The 23422-nt window shown below is 38.5% G+C and carries 31 protein-coding genes and 2 pseudogenes; 5 read left to right on the top strand and 28 right to left on the bottom strand.

Annotated elements, in window-relative coordinates:
- Positions 1-276 precede the first annotated feature (276 nt).
- From AWV70_RS24175 to AWV70_RS14830, 15 genes and pseudogenes are all read right to left on the bottom strand, one after another.
- A pseudogene (locus tag AWV70_RS24175) lies at positions 277-792 on the bottom strand (YceI family protein); the annotation flags it as partial.
- Positions 793-1200: 408 nt separating this feature from the next.
- Positions 1201-1416, bottom strand: coding sequence for a hypothetical protein (locus AWV70_RS24685; protein WP_060208816.1), 216 nt, complete (start codon positions 1414-1416; stop codon positions 1201-1203).
- A gap of 34 nt (positions 1417-1450) precedes the next feature.
- A complete protein-coding gene (locus AWV70_RS14890) occupies positions 1451-1981 on the bottom strand; it encodes a hypothetical protein (RefSeq protein ID WP_060208813.1) in 531 nt (176 codons plus the stop codon).
- A gap of 312 nt (positions 1982-2293) precedes the next feature.
- Positions 2294-2770 carry a hypothetical protein gene (locus AWV70_RS14885; RefSeq protein ID WP_060208810.1) on the bottom strand — a complete coding sequence of 159 codons (477 nt, stop codon included), beginning with the start codon at positions 2768-2770 and terminating at the stop codon, positions 2294-2296.
- A gap of 243 nt (positions 2771-3013) precedes the next feature.
- Positions 3014-3346, bottom strand: a complete 333-nt coding sequence (locus tag AWV70_RS14880) for a hypothetical protein (RefSeq protein ID WP_060208806.1) — start codon at positions 3344-3346, stop codon at positions 3014-3016.
- A 221-nt stretch (positions 3347-3567) separates the two neighbouring features.
- Entirely contained in the window at positions 3568-4839 is a 1272-nt protein-coding gene (locus AWV70_RS14875) for a DUF4179 domain-containing protein (RefSeq protein WP_060208803.1), read from the bottom strand.
- Positions 4836-5336 (bottom strand): sigma-70 family RNA polymerase sigma factor, encoded by a 501-nt coding sequence (locus tag AWV70_RS14870; RefSeq protein ID WP_060208800.1) that lies wholly within the window; start codon positions 5334-5336, stop codon positions 4836-4838. The genes AWV70_RS14875 and AWV70_RS14870 overlap by 4 nt, the downstream gene beginning before the upstream one ends.
- A gap of 341 nt (positions 5337-5677) precedes the next feature.
- Positions 5678-5959 carry a hypothetical protein gene (locus tag AWV70_RS14865; RefSeq protein ID WP_060208798.1) on the bottom strand — a complete coding sequence of 94 codons (282 nt, stop codon included), beginning with the start codon at positions 5957-5959 and terminating at the stop codon, positions 5678-5680.
- A gap of 178 nt (positions 5960-6137) precedes the next feature.
- Positions 6138-6470 carry a hypothetical protein gene (locus AWV70_RS14860; protein ID WP_060208795.1) on the bottom strand — a complete coding sequence of 111 codons (333 nt, stop codon included), beginning with the start codon at positions 6468-6470 and terminating at the stop codon, positions 6138-6140.
- 403 nt (positions 6471-6873) lie between these two features.
- Complete coding sequence (locus tag AWV70_RS14855; protein WP_060208792.1) at positions 6874-7065, bottom strand: hypothetical protein; 192 nt, start codon at positions 7063-7065, stop codon at positions 6874-6876.
- Between the two features lie 256 nt (positions 7066-7321).
- On the bottom strand, positions 7322-7723 hold the full coding sequence (locus AWV70_RS14850; protein ID WP_060208789.1) for a hypothetical protein: 402 nt from the start codon (positions 7721-7723) through the stop codon (positions 7322-7324).
- 196 nt (positions 7724-7919) lie between these two features.
- Entirely contained in the window at positions 7920-8150 is a 231-nt protein-coding gene (locus AWV70_RS14845; RefSeq protein WP_060208785.1) for a hypothetical protein, read from the bottom strand.
- Between the two features lie 48 nt (positions 8151-8198).
- Positions 8199-8618, bottom strand: a complete 420-nt coding sequence (locus tag AWV70_RS14840) for a nucleoside 2-deoxyribosyltransferase (RefSeq protein ID WP_060208782.1) — start codon at positions 8616-8618, stop codon at positions 8199-8201.
- Between the two features lie 163 nt (positions 8619-8781).
- On the bottom strand, positions 8782-10161 hold the full coding sequence (locus AWV70_RS14835; protein WP_060208779.1) for a DUF4179 domain-containing protein: 1380 nt from the start codon (positions 10159-10161) through the stop codon (positions 8782-8784).
- Positions 10154-10675 carry a sigma-70 family RNA polymerase sigma factor gene (locus tag AWV70_RS14830; protein ID WP_060208776.1) on the bottom strand — a complete coding sequence of 174 codons (522 nt, stop codon included), beginning with the start codon at positions 10673-10675 and terminating at the stop codon, positions 10154-10156. Before AWV70_RS14830 ends, AWV70_RS14835 begins: the two co-directional genes overlap by 8 nt.
- Before the next feature lie 294 nt (positions 10676-10969).
- Here AWV70_RS14830 and AWV70_RS14825 point away from each other — a divergent pair, with 294 nt between their 5' ends.
- Positions 10970-11227 (top strand): hypothetical protein, encoded by a 258-nt coding sequence (locus tag AWV70_RS14825; RefSeq protein WP_060208773.1) that lies wholly within the window; start codon positions 10970-10972, stop codon positions 11225-11227.
- Between the two features lie 131 nt (positions 11228-11358).
- Here AWV70_RS14825 and splB read toward each other — a convergent pair whose 3' ends face one another.
- Both splB and AWV70_RS14815 read right to left on the bottom strand, forming a co-directional pair.
- Entirely contained in the window at positions 11359-12387 is a 1029-nt protein-coding gene (gene splB / locus AWV70_RS14820; RefSeq protein WP_060208769.1) for a spore photoproduct lyase, read from the bottom strand.
- On the bottom strand, positions 12380-12637 hold the full coding sequence (locus AWV70_RS14815; protein WP_060208766.1) for a transcriptional regulator SplA domain-containing protein: 258 nt from the start codon (positions 12635-12637) through the stop codon (positions 12380-12382). Before AWV70_RS14815 ends, splB begins: the two co-directional genes overlap by 8 nt.
- Positions 12638-12826: 189 nt before the next feature.
- Between AWV70_RS14815 and AWV70_RS14810 the strand changes: the two genes are divergently transcribed.
- The gene (locus AWV70_RS14810) at positions 12827-13303 is read left to right on the top strand and encodes a pyridoxamine 5'-phosphate oxidase family protein (protein WP_060208763.1); all 477 of its coding nucleotides are present in this window, start codon (positions 12827-12829) and stop codon (positions 13301-13303) included.
- A 92-nt stretch (positions 13304-13395) separates the two neighbouring features.
- Positions 13396-13761: a TIGR02328 family protein gene (locus tag AWV70_RS14805; RefSeq protein WP_060208757.1), complete on the top strand. Its 366-nt coding sequence runs from the start codon at positions 13396-13398 to the stop codon at positions 13759-13761.
- Positions 13762-13929: 168 nt separating this feature from the next.
- On the opposite strand, the gene AWV70_RS14800 is transcribed toward AWV70_RS14805, so the two are convergent.
- From AWV70_RS14800 to AWV70_RS24675, 5 genes and pseudogenes are all read right to left on the bottom strand, one after another.
- On the bottom strand, positions 13930-14382 hold the full coding sequence (locus tag AWV70_RS14800) for a hypothetical protein (RefSeq protein ID WP_060208755.1): 453 nt from the start codon (positions 14380-14382) through the stop codon (positions 13930-13932).
- Between the two features lie 58 nt (positions 14383-14440).
- Entirely contained in the window at positions 14441-15409 is a 969-nt protein-coding gene (locus tag AWV70_RS14795; RefSeq protein WP_060208752.1) for a hypothetical protein, read from the bottom strand.
- Positions 15410-15790: 381 nt separating this feature from the next.
- Positions 15791-16420, bottom strand: coding sequence for a kinase (locus tag AWV70_RS14785; RefSeq protein WP_235588685.1), 630 nt, complete (start codon positions 16418-16420; stop codon positions 15791-15793).
- Positions 16410-16568, bottom strand: coding sequence for a hypothetical protein (locus AWV70_RS24170; protein WP_201024375.1), 159 nt, complete (start codon positions 16566-16568; stop codon positions 16410-16412). The genes AWV70_RS14785 and AWV70_RS24170 overlap by 11 nt, the downstream gene beginning before the upstream one ends.
- A 171-nt stretch (positions 16569-16739) precedes the next feature.
- Positions 16740-16826, bottom strand: a pseudogene (locus AWV70_RS24675) (RidA family protein); the annotation flags it as partial.
- Positions 16827-17033: 207 nt separating this feature from the next.
- Here AWV70_RS24675 and AWV70_RS14780 point away from each other — a divergent pair.
- Positions 17034-17348 carry a hypothetical protein gene (locus AWV70_RS14780; protein ID WP_060208745.1) on the top strand — a complete coding sequence of 105 codons (315 nt, stop codon included), beginning with the start codon at positions 17034-17036 and terminating at the stop codon, positions 17346-17348.
- A gap of 283 nt (positions 17349-17631) precedes the next feature.
- Here AWV70_RS14780 and AWV70_RS14775 read toward each other — a convergent pair whose 3' ends face one another.
- From AWV70_RS14775 to yneA, 6 genes are all read right to left on the bottom strand, one after another.
- On the bottom strand, positions 17632-17868 hold the full coding sequence (locus tag AWV70_RS14775; RefSeq protein ID WP_060208743.1) for a YneF family protein: 237 nt from the start codon (positions 17866-17868) through the stop codon (positions 17632-17634).
- A gap of 120 nt (positions 17869-17988) precedes the next feature.
- Positions 17989-18435 (bottom strand): sporulation inhibitor of replication protein SirA, encoded by a 447-nt coding sequence (sirA, locus tag AWV70_RS14770; RefSeq protein WP_060208740.1) that lies wholly within the window; start codon positions 18433-18435, stop codon positions 17989-17991.
- Between the two features lie 168 nt (positions 18436-18603).
- Positions 18604-20613 carry a transketolase gene (tkt, locus tag AWV70_RS14765; RefSeq protein WP_060208736.1) on the bottom strand — a complete coding sequence of 670 codons (2010 nt, stop codon included), beginning with the start codon at positions 20611-20613 and terminating at the stop codon, positions 18604-18606.
- A gap of 104 nt (positions 20614-20717) precedes the next feature.
- On the bottom strand, positions 20718-20951 hold the full coding sequence (locus tag AWV70_RS14760; RefSeq protein ID WP_060208733.1) for a DUF896 domain-containing protein: 234 nt from the start codon (positions 20949-20951) through the stop codon (positions 20718-20720).
- A 324-nt stretch (positions 20952-21275) separates the two neighbouring features.
- Complete coding sequence (locus AWV70_RS14755) at positions 21276-21935, bottom strand: YneB family resolvase-like protein (RefSeq protein WP_060208730.1); 660 nt, start codon at positions 21933-21935, stop codon at positions 21276-21278.
- Entirely contained in the window at positions 21935-22255 is a 321-nt protein-coding gene (gene yneA / locus AWV70_RS14750) for a cell division suppressor protein YneA (RefSeq protein ID WP_060208727.1), read from the bottom strand. The genes AWV70_RS14755 and yneA overlap by 1 nt, the downstream gene beginning before the upstream one ends.
- Before the next feature lie 202 nt (positions 22256-22457).
- Between yneA and lexA the strand changes: the two genes are divergently transcribed.
- A complete protein-coding gene (lexA, locus tag AWV70_RS14745) occupies positions 22458-23078 on the top strand; it encodes a transcriptional repressor LexA (RefSeq protein ID WP_060208724.1) in 621 nt (206 codons plus the stop codon).
- Positions 23079-23422: the final 344 nt, after the last annotated feature.

Here is a 23422-nt window from a genome sequence, read left to right as displayed (position 1 = left end):
ATCGGAATAGGTTTTTAACTCATCCCGAATGGCATTTTCATCATCTCGATGGATCGTTTCAAAAAAATTGCCAGTTTGAAGTAGAGAAAGCTTCTCAAATGATGGAGATGTGTAGTGAATCCCGCCATTTCGATCAATGATCACCACAAGATCGGTCAGGTTATCAGCAATCACGCGATGGATTTCATTGCTAATTGAAGGATGCTTCGATTGGTTGCTTTCGATTGTAGATGGATACTCTATGTTGGTTGTATTCGAAAATATACTATTTTTCTCGTTTAATTCCAACTCAGCTTTAATTTTGACTTCCTTGCCTACTAGAACGCCGCCGGTCTCCAAAACTGCATTCCACGTGAGACCAAATTCTTCACGATTAATCGTCGTTTCTGCTTCGAAGCCATAAACTAAGACTCCCCGTGGATTTAGAGCTTTCCCGCCAAACTGCACGTCAAATATGATTGGTTTCGTTACATCTTTAATCGTCAAATCACCCGTGACTTGGTACCCATCGACATTTTTCACAACACCCGTTGATTTGAAGTCGATCGCAGGATAATTGGAAACATCAAAAAAGTCCGCCGACTGTAAATGTCTATCGCGTTCTTGGTGATGTGTATTTATGCTATTTCCGTCAAATCGGAATGTGATGTTGGCAGTCGTTAAATCTTCAATATCATCAGCTTCAACGATAGCTGTAAAGGAGTCAAATTGACCCCTCACCTTTGATACCATCATATGTTTCACTTCAAATCCAACTACGGAATGGGCGTGGTCTACAATCCAATTTCCCATCTGCGAACCCCTTTCTACGTGAACTAAAAAATCCGATTTAGCAGTTATATTCTTTTTCAGGTTTATGTATACGCATCCACTCAAACTTCACTATAATCAAAAACGAATTCGGCGGATGTTGATACGGGACTTTTTAACCTTGGTAATAACATCATTACTTTACCAATCAATCGACCATAGCGCAATGAAACAGTCTTGAATTCAAGGTATTTAAATTCAAGATTATAACTAGCACATTTCACCCGCAACACAATGTAAACGAGTCGCAACGAAACGAAATCAAGCCGTATCATAATCAAACGAGCGCCACACAATGAAACCAGCATGCAACGAAAGTAAATAGATTCGCATCACAATCAAACCAATTCGCAACGAAATAAAAGCCATTCGCATCATAACCAATCCGGTTTACGGACAATAAAACCCTTCCACAGGCTTATCAAAAAGCATGAAAATGTCTTTAAAATACGTCTCATCGACCAACTTGTCCAACACTCCCTTGAAATAGCCCGGCAAATTACGAACTATCTTCTTCTTTGTCGCCATAACAGTGATCATCAAAGCACGATACGCAAGGTCCTCAAATACATCGCGATCCTCTTTATAGATGTCGTACTTCAACATGCGTCCTGATATAGCTCTATGAATTCCGTAGAATTCACGGGCCAGTTTTGTGTCTCCGATTGTCTTGGCAAGCAAGTAGACTTGTGGATAACTTTGACGATTCTGTAGGAGACGTGTAGTTAAGATTTTTAGATTTTAATAGAGATTTAGAAAGAGGAGCTTCGTCTACTGGAAGCTGCTCGTTTTCCTCGTCATCATGCGGTTTTCCGTCATCATCACGGTCGATCATTTTCCCCTGGTCATCAAAAGGCAAAATGATATAAATGTTGGCGCCGAGCCCGCTCATGACTGGGCGTATGTAATGGACTTTCTCTATGATTCCTAAGTTGACGAGTTTACGGATTGCACGTCTTACAGTCACGTTGGATTTCCCGATCGCCTCTTCGATTGTTCCGTGTTTCAAATGTGCTGCCCCATATTTGACGGAGTAGCGGCGGATGACGTCGAGCACTTGGCGATCTGATTTCGTCATTTCATCCCAGTGGGTCAGCACATGTTGTTCAGCAGCAACGTCCATTTCTTCGATTGTCGTAAAGCGTGCGTATTCTTTCAAGTAGTGTGTCATTGATAATTCCCCCTTTGCCCTCTATATAGAGGGGAGGGGTCAAAAGGGATACTAAACATCGTAAATAAATTAAAATAGAGCCAAATACCTATAAAAACAGTTCATTAATCAAAAAAGGAACATGCGTTTACATCTAACGGGTTTAGTTGATTGGGAGAAAAGCACAATTAACAACGTAAATAACAGGTTAATCAGTACATAATTCAACAGTGAAACAGCTTAAAAAATAAATAAAAACGCTCAATTAAAACGTTTTTTTGGCGTAATACTTTTCTGTTCTTACTGAACTAAAGCACCCGTTCAATAAGCGATTTATTTCTTATGGACTTTTACATAAACACTTCCAAATATTTTATCTCCAATATAAGCATCTAACTTCCACATTCCACTTTTAGGGAGCATCATATTTGTTGGGAAATGCTGATCTGCACCATTATTAGGGCTAGGAAAAGAATTCCCTATTGTTGGTACAACTGTTATTTCCTCATCACTGTTTTCGTGAGTTCCTAAAACCTTAAAATCACCAATTAACTCATCTTCATTTCCCCAAAAGTGCCACATATACTTTTGTACTTTGTCTGGATAAAATCTAACTACTACGCTATCATCGTAAATAAAACCCAAACGTCCTTCTTCCCCGATCATTGTGTAACTTCCTGATTTAAAAAGAGGACTTTCATTCCAATTGTGTTGGATAACTTCTTCTTTTATTGGCTCTTCGTCATTACAGCCCGCAATTACTAACGACAACATTACTGTGCAGATAAAAATTAATCTTTTTCTGAACATAAACACACTCCTCCATGTTTTTATATTTATTCCCGCTAAACTTCAAATATCATTTATTGAACTAACCTGCCCCGTTAGTTGAAGAAGGCTTTTCAAGTAAGGAAACCCTACTAGTAGCTACTATTCTGATGACTCTTTGTACTTCTTATGTTTCTCTCTAACAAAGACAATAGCCTTTTCAACAGTTAATATATTTTCCTTGCGCCAATTTTTACCCATTTCCAATACCAACGCGTGAACCATTCAGATTCTACTAAAAATTGCAACATAATCAAGTAATACATTTATTACACCATCTTTTAATCCCAATAACTGCAAATCCTTAACAAGCTTTATATCATCCTCGGTAACAGTATCGTAGCGTACTTTAATAGAATCAAAAGGTGTTGTAGATTTAATCTTTTTTATATACCATTCATCCCATTCATCGCGTGCCATTCCAGTTTTAGCTTTGAATTGTTGTTCGGCCCATTCCTCTATTGTCATTCCGTGTATTTCTTGAAATCTTTCTTCTGGTGTCGTCCCATGTATTACTTTACGGTGTACTTTTTTCCTTCCTTTTTTATCTTTGGTCATTTATTCCCTCCTTAATATTCCCATCTAATCTTCTTGTTCAACTAAACTGTTCTTTTAGTTGAACAAGAAGAAAGAGTGTTCTAAGCAACCCAATGATCTTTATGTAAAGTACTCGTTAGTTTAAGTACATTTCTTCACAAAAAGACCTTTTTTCTCTAGGAATTATCGACAAATACTTACTAACTTTCACTTCATTTACCCATGAAATTATCCTCTGTACTTTATTGCAATGGAATATTCAGTTCTATATCTTTTCCAATAGGATTGAAGTAATAGCTGAAATATATCTTTGCTTTGCCATCATAATCTTGAAATTGTGTCGTCTCAATTTCGTACTGCTCATCTCGTGAAAATGTGCTACGTCTAAATTCTAATGGCGTACCATCTTCTTTTACTGCATTCCATAGCCTTAGTTGTCTACCTTGATTATCCCCTTTCTTTACAGCAACTGATACTTCTTGAGACGTTACAGAAATGTCCCAATCGAAATATTCAGGTTTCGTTACTTCTTTTGCGCCAAAATCAACTTCTATAAAATCCTCGCCCTTTGGAACGGCTTGAACAGCACCAATATTAATTGTGAGTGAATCTGCCTCATGAAAATAATTACTTTGCACATAAAGCGTGATTTTGCCGTCGCGAATATCTCCATCTGTTGCAATGCCATTCATGATACTATATCTTCGCTCACCAGGATCCGTCATGACTGTAATATCATCAAAAGCTAATATTTGCATTGTATTCGCTTCTGCTATTTCAATATCTATGGCCGTTTTTAATGGAGATTGTCGAATTTGTGTTATCGTAAATTTCTGACCGTCTATATCTACAATACGATTCGCAGGAATAACTTTTTCCTGCGCTATTTCATTTTGTAGTGTAAAGGGGATCGTAATTTCAAATTTCCCCTTATCTATGTCATTAAAATGAAAAACGGCTTTAAAGTCCTTCGAAGTATACACGATGGGCTCTGGAAAGTTATATATTACTGAAGATGAGATATATTCTTGATTACCTGTATTCACATAGGTACTGCGGCCAGGTATTCGATTCGCTCCTAGTATTTGATCGTCTCCTTGGAACAATTGAACGTCATTCAAGTCATATTTTGACATATCAAATAAAGCATTTGCGTCATAAAAAAGAACTAAGCCCGAATGATCTGCAACCGCCCCATGCAATGTTAACGCTAGGCCATTTTTAGACTCCGTTACATTGATTTCTTCATAGTATTGATTGTCCACAATGTCTTTTATCCCAGCATCACTTCTCACCGCTGATACAAGTGCATGGAAGCCAGGTATTTTTGCAACATAACCAGCAAAAGTAGGAGAAACACGAATTGAAAATAAAATACTTACGCAAAACAAAGCAACTATTGCAACTGGCACAATGCGCTTCTTTATTCTTTTTTCTCGCTGAACCTTACGAATAGTATCCATTCGAATTTGTTGAAGTTTCTCCTTTGGAACGTCAATCGGTAGTTTATTCATAGCCAGTCCTCCCTTTCTCCAGCGGAATTTCTAAGCTTCTTTAATATGTGATGAAGCTTAGACTTCACAGTACCCTCAGGAATTTGATTTAGCTCAGCAATTTCTTTGTTTTTTAGTTGCTGAAAATATTTCATATAGACGAGTTGCTGCTCCGACAAAGATAATTGTTCCAGTAGTCGCTCCAAATCAGAATAGATGACCCATCCAGATAAGTGGTGTTCCTCAATTGGAACGGTCGGTTGTCGTTTTCTTAAATTGTCTTTACAACAATTGATTAAAACTCGAACGAGCCATGTTCTGGCATATTCTTGCTGTTTAACCGTATGCATCTTTTTTAGTGCCTTGTAAATAAGATCCTGCATTACGTCTAAAGTGTCTTGTTCATTTTTCATATATGTAAAAGCCATGCGATATAAAATCTCTTCATCCATTTCAATAAGTGAAAGTATCGCTTGATGATCCCCACGAATAGCACGCTGCACGATTTCAAATTCCATCCTTTTCGCCTCCTTCCTTCATTAGACGCAGCGTTTCTTCATTTCGTTCAAAAAAGTTTTTATTATTTAGAAAACCGTTATATGATTTACAATTATTTTGTTAATTTAGTTTACTCCATTTACTTAATTAGCGATAGTATGCTTTTATTTCAAACAAAAAAAGCTTCAGTGGAAGGGACTGCCGAATTTCACTAAAGCTTTTATTTTAGATTGTTTTTGGTTCATTGCTATTCTAAAAAGATAATTATTTCGGAAATAGAATCTTCAACTAACCTTCCGCGTTAGTTGAACAAGAAAAAGAGCCGTCTAAACAGCTCAACAATCTTCAAGTAAAGCACTTGTTAAATAATATTTTTAAACCAAGTCATCATTCGAAGAACTTGAAAAGGTTCAAACCAAATAACTAAAAATAGTAAAATAAAAAAAGTAGCAATTGAGATATATTTCACGCTTCCTTTTTCTCTTTTAGCGATAGCAATAAAACTTAACACAACTCCGAACAATATAAAAATAACTCCAGTAAGTACAATAGGTTCAATATAGCCTTCTATTAACCAGTTTAATATAAAGAAAAGAATTCCTAAAAATATAAAGACTATTGAGCTTATGCTGAATCGCTTCATATATGACACCCCTATTATTTTAGTTTCTAAATACGACTTTATAATTTCATAAAATTTCCACTTGTCGTTCAACTAAACTGCTGCGTTAGTTCAACAAATAAGAAGAGTTGCCTAAGCAACCACCACATGATCCTTCATTAAAGCATCCATTAGCCCAAGTACAATACTTCACAAACTTCTATTTAACATCAATATCAAATACTAAAGTAGTTTCACCATTCTTCCAAGCCCCGACTACTTCATATACATAGTATCCTTTTTCAGCAGGAACTGTTAATACAATCTCATCTAAGAGGACTTCTTCATCTTCATCATTTTCATTCCATTGATGAACAGTAATGTAAGTTGTTTTATCTTCAAGTACAATTTCTATTTTACTATTTTTTGCAACTGCTAAAGTGTCGAATTGCTCTGCCGCCTCCATTGGGGAGAAAGGGTTTAATTTATTTATTTCTACCTTTTCATCCTTGTATGTATAGTATCCGTGTGTCAAATTATATTTTTTCATCAACAGTGATTTTCCCTTCTAAATACCTTGAACTTGCTTCGTCTTCAGCAACTTGACTACACCCTATAAGCATTACGATGTTAAGAATAATAGAAAAAATCTACTCATTCGAATCCTCTCTTTTATTAATTATTACTTTTCCCCTTATGCCTCAATTTACAGCAATTATTATGAGAAAGAACATTTTACCTTATTGAACTATCCTGCCCGTTCAACAAGAAGGCAAGGATGCCATAGCGGCCCCTAATCATCCACTAAAACACCCCCATTATTTTAAGAAGAACATGCACTTACTTTTAAAGTTTCTAGTGAATCGGTCACTGACTTCTAGGCCGATGATGACGGATCAATAACCATAAACTGTTCCACGCCTGGAAGTACCTCCAAACGAACTTTATCGCCCTGTTCAAGTGCCTTCCTTAATTCTCTCCAGTAGATAAGGCTTGTATGGATCCAGCTTACTTCCTCTTTTAGCTCGATTTTTTGATTGAGGTGTACTTTCCGCCTCTAAATGCTTCCTGATGGTTTTTCGGTCAAATCCTGTTTCCCTTGCAATTGCACTGATTGTCCAACCTTTCTGTTTCAATTCCCTTATCATAAAAAAATCCTCCAACAATAACGTCATTCCTACACTTCCAATCTATCTCTATCGAAATAGATTATCTGTGAAAACTGGGGAATTTTAAACCGTTATTATTGAGGATTTTAGCACCGATATTCACATCATGTGTCGTACAAAATTCTACAGATGTATATTTTGGGAATACTATTCCACTTATCCATTAACATCAAATAAAGCTAACCGTTATATGAATAAACAACAATTGCGCCCGTTTCAGAATTTAGGAAGTTCATTAACCCTCTACAATTGCATAGTATTTCAAGATTTCCCCTTCTGATTCCACGAGTAAAATAGGACCTTCTTTTTCTATAATTGAAAAAATTTTCGCACCAACAGGTAGCTTATTCGACATTTCATTTTCAAAGTTTGTATCTGTATCATTTCTTTTTTTGATTTCCCCTACTTGCTCGCCTTTTGTTAAAGTTAGTTCTTCAACCCAATCAATGCCAGCCTTATAAATCACACTCTCGAACTGAAATATATCGGCTTCAGGGTCTAATGTTAAAATCTCTTTCGCATCAGGATTTCCTGTACTATGAACTTCTAATTCACCTGTACCTGATGAATTAGAACATCCAAAAGCAGTTAATATTATAAAAATAACCAAACAAAAAAGTAATTTTGATACTCTCAAGTTATCCCTCCTCATGCAATTAGACAGATTAAGGTAAAATAAGTTACCGATTTATCCCAATAATCCGTTTCAATTGTTAATGCATACTATTAAACAAGCCTGCTCCGTTAGTTGAATAACATTATTTCATAATCTTCAATTTATTTTAGCATAGATTTCTCCGATCGTTTTCGAATAACTGAAGTTATTTGTAGTATTAATCATTTGGCACTGTCATTTCCTCCCACGAATAATCTGGTACTGTTGCAATCCATGACGTATCCCCCATGAAATCCATGTCATAAACAATACGGCCAACCGCATCAAATACTTTTTTAGTTTTTCTTTCATCGTTTGTGTCGATGGAATAGATTGTGTCACCCCGTCCGTATCCGAATAGTTTTTCACCTTTTTTAATAACCCCTTCTTGTACTAAACAAAAAACCACTTTCCTGATTTTTTACATCAGTTGAAAGTGGTTTTTTCCCGTTCACAATTACAGCATTTCACCCGTATAGAATGAGCTCGGAAGTCGGTCGAAGTCGTAGTCTTTAAGCTCCTCCAATGTAATATTTGCATGCGAACCTTCATGCACCATCAAATTACTGTTTGTCCCAACATGGACAGATATAACGGGCTTATCAGTCGCATAGGCGTAGCCAAGTTCCCATGCCGTTCCACTGTCTGAATAGTTGCCATGATAAATACCAACGACAACCTCAGCCCACTTAATATGTTTAATATCATCCATAAATGTTTCAATGGACCATTGACGGGAACCTACCTCTGAAGCTGCCGTTTGTCTAAACGGTGAGAAAACTTTCAATCCCTTCTCATCTAAAATTTTCTCGACCTGCTCAAGGTATTCAATCTCCTTATCGTTAAAAAACGGACTCGCTAAATAAACTCGTTTCATTTTCGTCAAACTCCCTTGTGTTTGTTAGTTGATTGCATGGGATGAATCTTCATCTACCTTGCTAATAGTATTCAAAAAGCGTCAACATTTCAAATACAAACAACGGTGATTACTACTGACTCCTTTAATATGCGTCCTACATAGGAAGTAAAAAAGCAAAAATTCACTGTTTGATATCTACTTTCACGTCCTCTTCTATCCAAGATGGGTAAAAATCTAGTTCCAACCGAACAGGACTGGCAAAATTAGATAGCGCTTTGTTCGGTAGTTCAAATTCGATATTCACTTCTCCGGGAGAGATTGTTATTGAACCTGTTACATAGTTATAAGGGTGTGGTATACGTCCCCCATAGTGTATATAAAATTCTTTTTCATTAGCATCTATAAACTTTATAAACCTAACCATATTCATATCGTAATCCTTATCGATTTTTACTGTTAAACTGACATGATTATCCTTTACCTGCAAATTTGAGAATATCGATCGGGAAGGTTGATCAATAATTTTTTCGGATTCCGTATCAATTAGAATATGGGCTTCCTCCTTATCCATCGCTGCGACTTTCCCAAAGGATAATGATAACTTTTTGGGATCATAAAAATAAAAGCTTTCTTTTAATGGGACTACCCATATATTACTTTTCGGTAATGGTTTATAAGCATTTCCGGGGAGAGCAGACCATTTCCTTCCCTTTTCATCCATTAGTTCTAAATCATCAAATGGACGAGCAAGAAGTTTCTTTGTATTATTGGGGTTTTCTTCTATCTTAACGATTGTCCGTATTGGATCAACTATTAATTCTTTCACTGTAAAATGCTGACCTTCAATTTCAACTTCTTTATTCACAACGATATTCTTACTTTCAACTTCCATCTTTTCATATGTGAATGGAATAGTGAAAGTCACTATTTTTTCCCCGTTTTTTAGTCCTATCGCCCAAGAAAGGTTCTTATCATTTGTCACCTTCTCGATATGTTCAGATCCACTGAAAATTTCGTCATCTAAATTCGGAGTTAAGGGTAGGGTGGAATTCATTACCTCAAAGCTATATTTAATATTCGCTTTTGACCATAATCTGAGGTGTTTTAGTTCAAGTGAGCTGACATCCATATCCTCTGTACGGACAGAGTAAAAAATAACCATACCCTTATTGTCTGCAATAACCCCATCAAGGGTTACCGTAATACCGTTCTTTTCTTGAGAGAGATTTAAAGGTTGATAGAAGTCATTTTCAACTGCAGCGGTTAAACCCCTATCTTGATGTATTAGATCAACAATGCGTTCCATCCCTGGAATGGATGCGATCTTGTTGGCGAACGCAGGCGATACAGAGATACTTGTAATAAAAGAGACGAGAAGGATTGCCGCTACTACGATTGACCATGAACTGCGTTTCAGTAATTTCGTTCTTTTTAACAACTGTTCCTTTTTGGCTTTCTCGAATCCACTTTGTACGGCAGAATGCAACTTGTCCTTTGATACTTCGATTTGTCCAATAGATTTCCTTCTCTGCTCCAATTTCCTTTTTTCCTCCTCAAACACGCTTAACCTCTCCCTTCTCTTCAAATCCTGCCCTAAGAGCACGCAATGCCTTATGTAAACGTGTTTTAATCGTTCCTTCGGGGGTATTCCACATCGCGGCGATTTCTTTTATTTTTACGTCTTCAAAATATTTCAAGTGCAATAACTCTCGCTCGTAATCTGATAAATTTAAAAGTGCCTCCTCGACTTCCAAGAAAGTGAAGTCTTCGGTAATTCCCTGTTTCATTAGTATTGTTTCCTCCAACACTTCTCTCCTGCTTTTCTTGAGGACATCTTGACAATAATTCATCATAATTCGGATTAGCCAAGTTTTAAAATAGGCGGGCTGCTTCACCTTTTTTATACTTCGATAGGCCCTATAAGTCACCTCTTGGACGGCCTCCAATGCATCTCCTTCATTTTTCAAATATGAGATAGCTGTTCGATATAATGCTTCTTCATATAAATGCAATAATGCTAGAAATGCTTCTTGTTCGCCTTTAATTGCTTTCTTAACTAGTATTTCCTCACTCAAAACGTCACCTCTTCTACTTTGACCTTAACTATTAGACTTACAACTCAGGAAAAAGTTTTTAGAATTCATTAGATATTTCCAATTCGAAACTGTTGCTTACTATATTGTCAGTATACAATAGCTAAAAAGATACATTAGATGCGTGGTTATAAAGAAGGGTATTTTACTATAATTTTGGTGGGTGGAATAGTGTCCTTGAATGTAATTGTGAAAACCGAAAAGGGATATGGGGTTATGTGATAAAATAGATTATAATGTCGAATAGTGAACTGTGAAGTTAACAGGGGGGTAAAAATGGATATATTCATTCCCATAGGCATAGGTTTCTTAACAAATTTATTCGTTTTCGTTATTTCTAAAGCATTTAAACAAACCACTAAACGATCATTACTGATTTGCCTTTTTTCTTTTTTGGTTGTTTTAATAACAGCATTTATTATTGGTTCTTGGTTAGGAATGGGTATTGGTATAATTAGTTTAGGCATGCTCGTTTTCGTCATTATAGCCGGTCTCAGTACCGCCCTATCGATTATAAAAAATGTTGGAGATTAAATTAATGGGCGCTAATCCTTATTAAATAATTGCGCCTGTTTGTAGAAGTCATCCGTAAATTCAGCTCTAAGGAGTGTTCTAATCTCATTCACTGCTTTTATTGCCTCAGTTGCCCTATCGTGGGATATTTTTTATGTGAAATACTCTAATTTTGCTTCCGGAAAGAACTTTTCCATATAGTCATATAGATGACTTTTTATATCTTCTTCTTCATCCTTTTGGTAAATGTATTTTCCGATTCCATATTTGCCCCATTTATATCTTCGTTTTTCCTCATTTAATTCTAATTTTGTCATGGGATAATTTTTTTCGATAACTCGTTTGGCGGGTTTAGTAAAACGATGTTGAATAAATTCAAAGGTAAGGTCTTTTTTTGCCTCAGGAGGCAATTCCGCTTCTAAACGTTCGAACATATGATAATATCCATCTTGCCAGCCTTCATGTAAATAAATCGGGGCTACGATAAAACCAAGAGGGTATCCTGCTCTCGCAACTTTTCCTGCAGCTTCAATGCGCTTCGCTAAAGGTGAAGTCCCTGGTTCAAAATACTTGATGACATAATCCGCATTCACACTGAATCGAAAACGGGTTTTGCCATTATGCTTAGCGTCCAGTAAGTGATCAACATGATGGAATTTCGTAACAAATCTTAACTTGCCATATTCCGATTCACCAAAATGCTCAATCGCTCGCTTTAATGTATGTGTCAAATGATCAATGCCAACAATATCGGATGTACAGGATGCTTCAAACCGCGTGAACTCCGGTGCTCGTTCTGCCATATAGTTATCCGCAGCATCAAGAATGTCCTCTACATTTACATACGTTCGTATGTATGGTTTATTTCCCATCGTCGTTTGTAAATAGCAATAATGACAATGCCCCATACAACCCGTAGCAAAAGGAATGGCATACTCTGCAGAGGGTTTTGAAGTATCAAACGTAAGCGTTTTTCTAATACCAACTACTAATGTGGATTTGGCAACCCGATATTTCTGAAAATCATTTTCACCTGGCAGATTTCTCACCTGATTATGGGATGTGGTGTAACGGATTTCAACGTCACTTTTATTGAATTTCTCATAAAGTTCTTTGCCTAATGGGTAATTAAGTGCATCTGGTTCAAAGTATACAAGCCTAGGGGTAAATGGCTTATTCATTCAAACGACCCGCAGAGTTATCCCCTAAAAAGTGATTATAGGCTTCGTTCGCATCTTCTTCTGAAGAATAAACGGCCATTTCATCGGATAGTGGGTAATAATCTTCATAGAGAAACAAAGCCAGTTCATCGGAATTTTCGGGATGATTGACAACCGCGGCTGCCTGGACATTTGCAACGTCTTGAGTATGAGGATTTCGGTAGAAAACATAAACAATATCTCCCGCATTATAAGAATTATTCGTTTCCATCAATTCTTCACTCCTTCTACGAATTCCATTTTACTATTACCAATATCTCTGATGTTATCCGCATATAAATGTTTAAATTACAGGACATATAAGAAATTGAAATAGCGTCAAACTTAGAATCCGCCATACCTGATTAAATAGTTGCTGTAAAGGGTAATATATCTCCATATTCGTTAACGGGGTGATGTAATGAAACAAAAAGAATTGGAAACATTAAGAGGGTTAATCAAAGATGTAGACATAGCAATGCTCACTACGGCTTCGGATGAAGGGCTTATTTCCCGTCCTATGAAGACACAAGAAGTAGAGTTTGATGGAGACTTATGGTTTTTCACTAAGAAAGAGACGGATAAATATAAAGAAATTCTCCATGATCAAGAAGTTAATGTAGCATACGCAGGTAAATCCTATGTTTCCGTCCGTGGACGAGCGGAAATCGTGGATGATCTAAATAAGAAAAAGGAGTTATGGAGCAAAGTATATGAGAAAATCATGCAAACTTCGTATGATGATCCTAGCGTAGTGTTAATAAAGATAAAAGCCGAAGCAGCTGAATACTGGGAAACCGGAAGTTTCTCAAAGAAAATTGCCTTTTTCTATAAAAGTATGACAGGGCAAAGTACTGAATCGACAGATATCAATGAAACGATAGAATTAGATAAGTAACAGCAAAATGGGTTGTCTAATTATAGGACAATCCATTTTGTTTTGTTGAGGAATAATTGCAGTCACATTTAAAATAGGAGGAGATTTCGCTAATGCGTTTATGGCATGAAGAATTGATCCCAAAACTTCCAAGACAACAATTACTTGGTCAACATCGGGAGTGCTGCGCTTTACGTGGATTGGGGTGGAAAAAGAAACATGCTACAGTCGATTATGTATTCAAATATTCTCCGTTTAAACTTTATCATTACCATATGAAAGTAATGAATGAGATGAAACGAAGAGGATATCAAAATGATACTATATGGGAAAATCCAGCATATAGGGGGAAAAAGTGTCCGGCTTACGATGAAATAAATGATTCTTTACATGACACCCTTCCGTACCCCGAACACGATGGAAAGTATCTAACTGAATGCCTTGATAATTTGGCTAGGAAGGGCATTCATATTTCCTAATTATAGTGCGACCGTATCATATTCCTATCAAAAGCTACACCTTCAACCAAGACAATAATCTATTCTTTGCCTGAAATTATCAACATTAAAAGTTATCATTAATAAAGCCTGCTCTATAGGAAAAACCCCCACTTCTAGACTCTACTTGGAAAATAATAGTATGGTTTCTTATTGGGGGTTCCGCCCGCCGTTTTCCTCCCATTGAATCACTGCGTATATTTCATCTGTATTCTTGAACGTTATGGGAGCTCCACTTTTTGTGATAACAGATGGACCTTCAATACTCCCTATCTTAACTCCGTTTTGAAAATATTCTGGTCCTGATACTATTTGACCGTGCAATGGCGTTTCTTCGTTATTTATGATAGCTCGCATACTAAAGTAATAAAACTGTGTAGTATTATCACCGGTCTCTGATTTAAAATATAATTTCCCTTTTCCTGAAAAAGTGCTTTTAGGGTTTGTTTCTATCTGATCATTTGGCTTCCAGTGCAAGCTTTCTCCTGAGAGTCTTAAGTGATAGAAATCATTCTGGCTATCTCGATCAACCAAATACATAATAAGGGCTACCAATATTGAAATAATGAATAGCAATATAGGATATACGATTTTATGGACCAAAAGTTTGCTCCCCCCTTACTATTTTTAAACAGACAACTTCTCCCCCTTCCTTGTATAGTCAATCTTCTTTCCTAGACAATTGCCAATCTACCTCCTTTAAATCTGAAGCAAATTGAAACAACTCATTTACGCATATTCCTTCAGGTGAATAATTGGTGAAGGCTTCTACTACCTCTAAGTTATTTTTATTCTCTTTCCACAATGAAGATAGAAATAATGACAAGCTATATGCTGTAAAATTACTCCCGTTTTGTAGTGCCAACTGAAACATGGCAGCGCTTTCTTTGTATTTTCTAATTTTATGAAGCATACAAGCCCCATTATGGAGTAATACAGACATGGATTCCTTAGTTAGCCTTGAACAATTTAAGCCTTCCCAACTTCCCAGCATTCCACTTTCCCTTTTATCCGCTTTTGTATAAATTACTTCTTTAGCTAGATCAGTTAAACGGTTAATATTTTTTAAAGCTTCCTTTAGATGCTCCGATTGGTCTAGGAGAAAAGCTTTCTCCGCTAAAAGTGTATAATACGTAAACTCCGCAAAGAGTGTATTTTCCCAGTCTTTATCTTCTTCTAGTAGCTCTGCCATGTTTGTAATCGGGATTTCGATTTCAAAGAACCTTTTTAGCACTAATAAGGATATAGCGGCTGCACGATGGCTTTCAAACCTGATTGCTCTATTTTCCTTATTTCGAGAGGAGTATTTGCAGGAAAACAAATACCACTTAAACCATTCGTCAAAGTAATCTCCTAAGGATAATGTCAAAGCTTGAGTTGCATCCGAGACAAACCAATGCAATTTATGGGGAAACAAAGCTTGTTTTCCCCATTCTACAAATTCAATATGATTTTCATACACGTCGCGAGGTTTTCGCAAGACAGCAGGTATGTCGGATATATTCCAGTACATCCAACCTGTTTCATCTATTGGTAATGTCTTTGTTTTTTTTATATCACGTAATAGCTCCAATGCTTCTAAGTTCTTTCCGGTTTTTATTAACAAGTCAATTTCTTCATATTCTCCCATTCCCAATCCCCCCATTCATAATGAATCCCTTACCACTACCTGACAAATTATTTATCCTTGCTCATTCCCACCATTGAAAGAATGAGGCCTATAATAACAATAATATACTCAAATCCATTAAGGTCTATATTGTTATCAAGAACTACTATGCCGCCAATCAATGAAACTTGTATTCCGAACAAAATATATTTTTTCCCTGAATCGGTGTTCTTTAACATGACATAAAGTAGATAAGCTGAATAGATCGACAAAGGTAGTACAATTAAAACCAAAACAAAAATAGTAACCATTGGACTCATTTCATCTCCCCATGGATAAGCAGTAGTCTTTTTGTTCTTTATAACACAATTGACGTTATTCTTTACACAAGAATAGCGCCAATTACATGGTTATTATTAAATCTGCAGCGGTGAGTGGTTGTACTGTCTCCATATAGTGTTGTTCACCTAACCAGTATCTTTCTGTGTACTTCTTCAATCTTGCTTGGTAATCCCCCAGGTAAGAATCACGATGTAATACCCTATCCCGTCTTACTTCAAAAGGACAATTCAGGAAAACAACATAATCAAAATAGTACCTCCATTCTTTCCTTTGTAGAAATATACCTTCTATTAGTACGATACTGTCCTTCAATACATCAACCTGTCTCGTGGAAATTAAGTCAGCAGATTTATTATAAAACGGTAAAATTACATGATTTTGTTTATGCAAGGGTTCTAGTAAATTGGTTATCAATCCCTCGATATCCCACTGGAGGTAATAGTATTCGTACCATTCTTCGTAGCCGGTACGATAACGTTTATTCTTTTCAACAATGTGATCATCCAGGTGAAACATGCCGATTTCACAGTTGAAATTTTTGAATTCTCGACTCAACTCTTTGATAAAACTAGTTTTGCCTGCCCCTCCTAAACCATCTATCCCGATTAGTAAAGGGCGGTTTTTATTAGAGCGATTTTTATATTGAGAATATAACGTTTCTGCTGTTTCTTCGACTTTTCTATTCATCATTTTTCTTTATGACCTTTTTAAGTGTTGTATTGATATTAATAAGGGCAATCAAAATAAACCCGAGCATAATAAAAGTTACAATTTCACCTGTAAAAAAAGCCACAATGCCTAAAACTAAAGCATATAACGTATACATCAAGTTATTCATTAAATCCCTCTTTCTAAATAAAAATGTGCCCGATAAGTTTAATTAGATTGTGAAATAAATCCAAGCGAAATAAACGATACCATGATCACAACACCTTTCTTCAACTTTTTACCCTTTCTTCTTCCTTAGCTATCCAGCCCTTTTCATGTGCAGCGCCTCTTTGCCAACATATCAAATATCTTTACAAGCCCATGCATCAATTTCTACTTTAAACGCAGGTGCTGCTAGTGCTACTACATAAATCATTGAAGTATCAGGCTTTGACATTAGTATATCATGGCAACTAAGAATATTTTCAAAACTTTCATTTCAATGATAAATATAGCATTTTTACCTTCAAGTTCGATTTATAAGTTGTATCCAATGAAAATTTTTTCTACCTTTTTCAAATAGCGGAAAAAGTATGTACTTTCAGTGCTTGCTATTGTAAACTTGTGAAGAGTTGATCAAAAGGGAGTTGGAGAATTGAAGCAAGGTATTCACATTAAAATTCAAGATCGTTCAGGACTAAGTGAACGGGAGAAAAACATTCTGCATACGGGTATTCTGAACACAATCGCTTTCGCCGGCTTCGTGGAAGTTGTCAGCAAGAGGGAAGGCGGAGAAGGGACAGCCTTTAATCCGATTGAGGATTGCTTTATCGGATTCACGATGATTTATCAAAAAGCGATTCCTGATGAAATGGCGGAGCAATTGGTTGAATCCATTACGAGAAGACTGACTAACTTCTTTGCCATGAGTGAAATCGAAATGGATGTAAATGTGGAGTTGGCATACTGATATAATATGAAGTACCACCCATCTAACGGGTTGAGTAAGAAGATAGGCTTAGAAAAGTTGTAAAAGAGACTAAGCTTATTAAAAAGCATTTTCGGAAATCCAGCGGGAACTGTCAATATGACTAAAGAGTTCTCGTTATCATGTGATTGTTTCAAAATAAAAAACCACTTTCCTGATCAAACACATCAGTAAAAAGTGGTTTTTGTCGTTTAAATCGAAATTTAGATAGCTAGTACAAAAAATCAAATGAAAATAACCATTTATAGAACATAAATAAGCTAACTTATTTTTTCTTGCCTGCATTGTCACTTACTTTGTTCATTTGTGCCATCATTTGATTAATCTTCTTCTGTGAAGGTTTTTGTCCCATTTGCATCATCATCATACGTAACATTTGCTCATTGATCGGTGGGTTTTCTTTCAAATATTTCATCATATATTGACGTGCAATGAAAAATCCGAGGGCCACACCTGCGATTAACGCGACGACGGCAATGAGGATTACCCAAATCGTGCTCATCCGCTTTACCTCCTTCACTACCGTGATTCGAGAATACTCTACCATGTTGGATTATACAACAAAGAGGCCGCGGATAGCAATGACTGGCAGTAAATAATTCTATATTATGAAGAAAAACGCCTAGAATAAGAAAGTCCGTTCATCCCTGAGCTGGTTTTCCTGTTTGACAGGCTTCAGCCAGCCCCACTCGCCACGCTCGTCCATCACTGCAAAGAAACGATCATCTGACCCAGACAAAGCGACAAACAGGTCCAAATCCAACATGCGTGAGCCGTCACAATACGCTTGTACAGAATAAGGGGTCAGCGAAATATGAATAGAGCCTTTCATCGGATGGGACAATTTATATTCTCCCTCATCACTTTCGACCGTCGTAAAACTTTTTCCCAAATTGCTAAGGATTGCTTGGTCAATCGCGGATTCTTCGATTTCATCACATAAATAACGGACTTCCTGCAAAGGCTGCTCCTGTGCATGATCCTTGAGCAGATCATAGAGAAGCCCTTCCCTCCCCAGGATGAATGATTGGTATCTCTTTTTCACTTTATAAATATCATAAGTTCTCATGACCGTACCTCCTTTTACATAGTCTATCCCAACCAAAGTAAGAAGTTTGTCAAAACACGGTAAAGAAAGGCACTATTGTTGTCGAAAGTTTCCCAATAGTGGGTCAAACACTACTTTTAAAAAACCGCCCGGAATAATTAGTCTTCCGACATTCCGAAGCGGTATGGATTAGTTACGTCTGATAATCGTTTTCATTTCACGAACTATGTTTTCTTCAGTGAAACCATATTCCGCAATAACCTTTTCCCCTGGAGCGCTCGCCCCAAACGTGTCGATTGCGATGACTCCGCCTTCGTCTCCCACATACTTATGCCAGCCGAGGGAAGCACCCATTTCAATGGATAGGCGTTTTTTCACTGTTTTTGGCAGTACGCTTTCTTTGTATTGCTCATCTTGCTGCTCGAACAAGTCCCATGAAGGCATTGATACGACTGCGACATCAATTCCCTCTTCTTGGAGTTTCGCTTGAGCTGCAACGGCGAGGTTCACTTCCGAACCTGTTGCAATCAAAATGCCGTCTGCTGTTTCTTTGTTAGCAGGTGAAACTGTATAGGCACCGCGTTGCACGCCATCCATTGCAAGCGCCCCGGATTTCGGCAACACTTTCAAATTCTGACGGGATAACACTAGAACTGTCGGTCTGTTTTTCGAAGAGACCGCAATATTCCATGCAGCGGAAGTTTCATTGCCATCTGCTGGGCGGATGACTGTTAATCCCGGCATGGAACGCAAGGATGATAAATGTTCGATCGGCTCATGCGTCGGACCATCTTCGCCAACTGCGACGCTGTCATGTGTAAACACGTATGTGACAGGCATTCCCATTAGAGCGGATAATCTGATAGCCGGTCTGACATAGTCGCTGAACACGAAGAATGTTCCGCCGAACACATGCAAACCGCCGTGAAGCGCCATCCCGTTTAAAGCAGTACCCATTGCAAATTCACGGACGCCGAACCAGATATTGCGGCCGCTGAAGTCCCCTGGAAGGAAATCTCCTGCGCCTTTAATCGTCGTCTTATTGGAACCTGCAAGGTCTGCACTTCCTCCGAAGAAAGAAGGTAACACTTCTGCAATCGCATTGATTGCGTCACCGGATGCAGAACGGGTTGCGTGTGAAGAACCTGCATCATAAGTCGGAAGCGCTTCTTGAAGCCCTTCAGGCATTTCGCCTTTGATGGCAGCTTTCAATTGTTGTGCAAGATCAGCATGTTCGCTCTCATAATTTGCAAACAGCTCATTCCATTCCTGTTCTTTTTTGGCGCCCAATTCATCAGTCGCCTCTTTGAACGTCTCATAGACGCCCTCAGGCACACAGAAATCCTCTTCATACGTCCATTTGTAGTATTCCTTCGTCAACTTCATCTCGTCTTCTCCAAGAGGAGCTCCATGGACGTCGGCTTTTCCGGATTTATTCGGCGCGCCGTATCCGATGACTGTCTTCACTTCGATGATTGTCGGACCGCCCGAATTGCCTTTCGCCTCTTCAATCGCCTTTGAGATGAGGCCGATATTGTTGCCGTCTTCTACACGGATATAATTCCAGCCGTATGATTCGAAGCGTTTACGGATATTTTCCGTGAATGACATATCTAGATCTCCGTCTAAGGAGATGTCATTGCTGTCATAAAGTACGATCAATTTTTCTAATTGCAGATGGCCAGCAAGGGAAATTGCTTCTGCTGCCACACCTTCCATAAGGTCTCCGTCACCGCATAGCGCGAATGTATGGTGGTCAACAACGTCAAATCCTGGACGGTTATAAGTTGCTGCCAGATGCTTTTCAGCCATTGCCATTCCTACAGCCATTCCGATTCCCTGTCCGAGCGGACCTGTTGTCGCTTCAACACCGACAGTGTGGCCGTATTCCGGATGGCCAGGTGTTTTTGATCCCCATTGGCGGAAATTCTTCAATTCCTCCATCGGCAATCCGTAGCCGCTCAGGTGAAGCAAGCTATATAACAGCATGGAACCGTGACCTGCCGAGAGGACAAAACGATCGCGGTTGAACCATTCAGGATTCGAAGGGTTATGATGCATATGTTTTGTCCAGAGGGTGTAAGCCATCGGGGCAGCTCCCATCGGTAATCCCGGGTGGCCGGAATTCGCCTTTTCGATTGCATCGATGGATAACGTCCTTATCGTATTTATTGCTAATTGGTCAATCTTTTCGGTCATTCAGAACATCCTTTCCCACGCTTTATCTTGTAGTTGAAATTGTAATACCATCTATAGTGTAGTCAATAAATAGATGAAATACAATCCATCCTATGTTCGGTTGATCAGTTCAGGAACTTCTTGCTGCGTGCATCTTTCACTTTGTCAGGGGTGACATCGTTGCCTTGTGGGTCGATCACTTTGACACTCTCGATTGTGTCACGCATGGATGAGCGGAATGTTTCCAAGTATTCTTTGCGTAGTTGGGTTTGTTCTTTTGCTTCTTCGATTGATAGGCCGATTGTTTTTGACTTTTTCGACAGTTCGTTGATGCGTTTAATTTTATCTTTTGATAACATCGAAATTCCTCCTGTAATGTTGTCCAGCATTAAATTGTTCACGGGATTTCCACTTCAGGTGGACGCTTTCCAATCGAACAGCGAAGGGTTCGATTTGCCTCAATTTCTGCGCTTTTTGCAGAAATTAAGGCAGCCTTCTACCCCCTGCTCGTAACGCTGCGCTTTTACTCGCAAAAGCCGTTCTACGTTACGGCTTTCGCTGGAGTCGCCACCTTCCGTTTTATTCCTTAAAGATTCTTAATAATAGAACCAATTCACAATAAAAGTGGAGCTCATTAAAACTATACTTTGAAGGTATACAAAAAGAGCAGGAAGTGCAACAAATCAGCCTTCCTGCTCTAGTTCATATTCTTTATATCGACGGTGGACCGTTGCTTTGCTGACGTTATGGCCGAGCCCTTTTAATACGCCGGCGATTTCTTCAAAGGTAAGCCCCTTTTGCCTCAATGACACGATTTCACTGATTGGAACTTCTATCCGTTCGCGTCCTTCAAGGTTCCCTTTATTTTTCAAGTTCTTTTCTGGTCTGTAGCCATCGCGGACAGCCCGCCTCATGCCCCTCCGGATTTTGGCGTTGTGCAGTTTGCGTTGGTACTCTTCGACAATCGCCAATATTTCCAGGAGCATCGTATCCATTTCATTTAATTTCAACGCGCCGTTATCATGATTTGTAATAACAGCAGTATTTGTCTTGGCAAGCAGGTGCAGGATGGCCACCCTGGCGTTCCCCCTTCCAAGTCTTGTTTCATCTTGTATAAGCACTGCGTCAATCTTTTCATCTCGGATGCAGTCCAGTAAGTCTAGCAATCCTTCCCGGTCCATATCGTAGCCGCTATGTTTTTCCTTAAATATATGTACGGGCTTCAGCCCAAGCTCATCTGCAAGCTTCTTCAGTTCCTCTTCCTGCCTGGATAAGGAAGCAACTTGAGAATCTTTTTCGGTGCTGACACGGCAATATAGGGCGCATGTCTTCATTTTCCCCATCACTTTTCCTCTCCTGCCAATTCGGTCATCATAGGGTTGGGCATGATTGGATCGATTTCAGGCAATTTCAATGTTTCTCCGGTTTTTATCGTAGTAGACTCCATATCATTCAGTTTCATTACTTTCGCTATCCATTTCTCCGTAGAATCGTTTTGTGAATAGCCCTGTGCCAATCCCCAAAGTGTATCGCCCTCTACTATTGTAACTTCAACATATGAATTTGCAGCTGATTTCGCTTCTTTTAAAACGCCTACAATCGTGAAAGCGGTGCAAAGTATGACAATCAATAGAATAAAGCCGTATTTTTGAATGAAATTCATATAAAACCCCTCCAAGAATGTTTGTTCGGAATACTTGTTCCCATTATAGGATACGTATTTTTAGAAGTCAACAAAATTTTCGAACCTTTGTTTGCCATTCATCCGAACACCTGTTATACTCTTTGTAAGAAACAATTGCGGTTGCGGACATTCGTTCGTATGATTGCTAATTATTGAATCTACTAATTGGAGGGGTGGAAAGATGAAGAAAATTTCAAAGAGACAGCAGGATATCCTATCTTTTATTAAAGATGAAGTGAAACTGAAAGGATATCCACCTTCCGTGCGTGAAATCGGTGAGGCTGTCGGCCTGGCGTCAAGCTCAACCGTGCATGGTCATCTAGCCAGACTGGAAAGCAAAGGATACATTCGCAGGGACCCGACAAAACCGCGGGCGATCGAAGTACTGGATCCGGAAGGTTTGACGGCGCTGAAAGCAGGTGTAGTCCATGTCCCGCTTGTCGGGAAGGTAACTGCCGGCTTGCCGATCACCGCAATTGAAAACATCGAGGAATACTTCCCTTTGCCAGATACGTACGGGACATCCGATGATAAACTATTCATGCTAGAAATTGTGGGTGATAGTATGATAGAAGCTGGAATTTTAAATGGGGATTATGTCGTTGTCAAGCAGACACACACTGCCAATAACGGAGAAATTGTAGTAGCTATGACAGAAGAGGACGAGGCGACGGTGAAACGGTTCTTCAAAGAAAAGGATTACTTCCGTTTGCAGCCGGAAAATGAATCGATGGAGCCGATTATCGTCAATTCAGTTTCCATACTTGGAAAAGTTGTCGGCGTCTACCGTCAAATTCATTGATGAAATATAATTAAATGGGACTGCCACGGAAACTCGATTTGTCGATTTTCCGTGGCGGCCTTTTTTGTATTGGGATGGAGATCTTGAGCGTTTGGCGCGTTTTATGAGCACTTAGCAGGATTTGTGAGCGCTTGGAGCGTTTTATGAGCACTTAACCGGATTTATGAGCGCTTGACGCGTTTTTATGATCACTTAGCCGGATTTATGAGTGCTTGATACGTTTTATGATCACTTAGAAGGATTTATGAGCGCTTGACGCGTTTTATGAGTGCTTGGCGGGATTTATGAGCACTTATACCAATAGGTTGGGCTGTCCAGAAAGTTAGTGAAAATTAACCTCTCCG

The organism is Sporosarcina koreensis (assembly GCF_001531445.1).
Classification (GTDB): domain Bacteria; phylum Bacillota; class Bacilli; order Bacillales_A; family Planococcaceae; genus Sporosarcina; species Sporosarcina koreensis_C.
This window is presented reverse-complemented; position numbering and strand designations above follow the sequence as displayed.

Excerpts from the sequence above, each read along its gene's own strand:
- AWV70_RS24685 (WP_060208816.1), bottom strand. The coding sequence starts at position 1,416 with ATGTTGAAGTACGACATCTATAAAGAGGATCGCGATGTATTTGAGGAC.
- AWV70_RS14890 (WP_060208813.1), bottom strand. The coding sequence starts at position 1,981 with ATGACACACTACTTGAAAGAATACGCACGCTTTACGACAATCGAAGAA.
- AWV70_RS14885 (WP_060208810.1), bottom strand. The coding sequence starts at position 2,770 with ATGTTCAGAAAAAGATTAATTTTTATCTGCACAGTAATGTTGTCGTTA.
- AWV70_RS14880 (WP_060208806.1), bottom strand. The coding sequence starts at position 3,346 with ATGACCAAAGATAAAAAAGGAAGGAAAAAAGTACACCGTAAAGTAATA.
- AWV70_RS14875 (WP_060208803.1), bottom strand. The coding sequence starts at position 4,839 with ATGAATAAACTACCGATTGACGTTCCAAAGGAGAAACTTCAACAAATT.
- AWV70_RS14870 (WP_060208800.1), bottom strand. The coding sequence starts at position 5,336 with ATGGAATTTGAAATCGTGCAGCGTGCTATTCGTGGGGATCATCAAGCG.
- AWV70_RS14865 (WP_060208798.1), bottom strand. The coding sequence starts at position 5,959 with ATGAAGCGATTCAGCATAAGCTCAATAGTCTTTATATTTTTAGGAATT.
- AWV70_RS14855 (WP_060208792.1), bottom strand. The coding sequence starts at position 7,065 with ATGATAAGGGAATTGAAACAGAAAGGTTGGACAATCAGTGCAATTGCA.
- AWV70_RS14840 (WP_060208782.1), bottom strand. The coding sequence starts at position 8,618 with ATGAAACGAGTTTATTTAGCGAGTCCGTTTTTTAACGATAAGGAGATT.
- AWV70_RS14825 (WP_060208773.1), top strand. The coding sequence starts at position 10,970 with ATGGATATATTCATTCCCATAGGCATAGGTTTCTTAACAAATTTATTC.
- splB (WP_060208769.1), bottom strand. The coding sequence starts at position 12,387 with ATGAATAAGCCATTTACCCCTAGGCTTGTATACTTTGAACCAGATGCA.
- AWV70_RS14815 (WP_060208766.1), bottom strand. The coding sequence starts at position 12,637 with ATGGAAACGAATAATTCTTATAATGCGGGAGATATTGTTTATGTTTTC.
- AWV70_RS14810 (WP_060208763.1), top strand. The coding sequence starts at position 12,827 with ATGAAACAAAAAGAATTGGAAACATTAAGAGGGTTAATCAAAGATGTA.
- AWV70_RS14805 (WP_060208757.1), top strand. The coding sequence starts at position 13,396 with ATGCGTTTATGGCATGAAGAATTGATCCCAAAACTTCCAAGACAACAA.
- AWV70_RS14795 (WP_060208752.1), bottom strand. The coding sequence starts at position 15,409 with ATGGGAGAATATGAAGAAATTGACTTGTTAATAAAAACCGGAAAGAAC.
- AWV70_RS14785 (WP_235588685.1), bottom strand. The coding sequence starts at position 16,420 with ATGATGAATAGAAAAGTCGAAGAAACAGCAGAAACGTTATATTCTCAA.
- AWV70_RS24170 (WP_201024375.1), bottom strand. The coding sequence starts at position 16,568 with ATGAATAACTTGATGTATACGTTATATGCTTTAGTTTTAGGCATTGTG.
- AWV70_RS14775 (WP_060208743.1), bottom strand. The coding sequence starts at position 17,868 with ATGAGCACGATTTGGGTAATCCTCATTGCCGTCGTCGCGTTAATCGCA.
- sirA (WP_060208740.1), bottom strand. The coding sequence starts at position 18,435 with ATGAGAACTTATGATATTTATAAAGTGAAAAAGAGATACCAATCATTC.
- tkt (WP_060208736.1), bottom strand. The coding sequence starts at position 20,613 with ATGACCGAAAAGATTGACCAATTAGCAATAAATACGATAAGGACGTTA.
- AWV70_RS14760 (WP_060208733.1), bottom strand. The coding sequence starts at position 20,951 with ATGTTATCAAAAGATAAAATTAAACGCATCAACGAACTGTCGAAAAAG.
- AWV70_RS14755 (WP_060208730.1), bottom strand. The coding sequence starts at position 21,935 with ATGGGGAAAATGAAGACATGCGCCCTATATTGCCGTGTCAGCACCGAA.
- yneA (WP_060208727.1), bottom strand. The coding sequence starts at position 22,255 with ATGAATTTCATTCAAAAATACGGCTTTATTCTATTGATTGTCATACTT.
- lexA (WP_060208724.1), top strand. The coding sequence starts at position 22,458 with ATGAAGAAAATTTCAAAGAGACAGCAGGATATCCTATCTTTTATTAAA.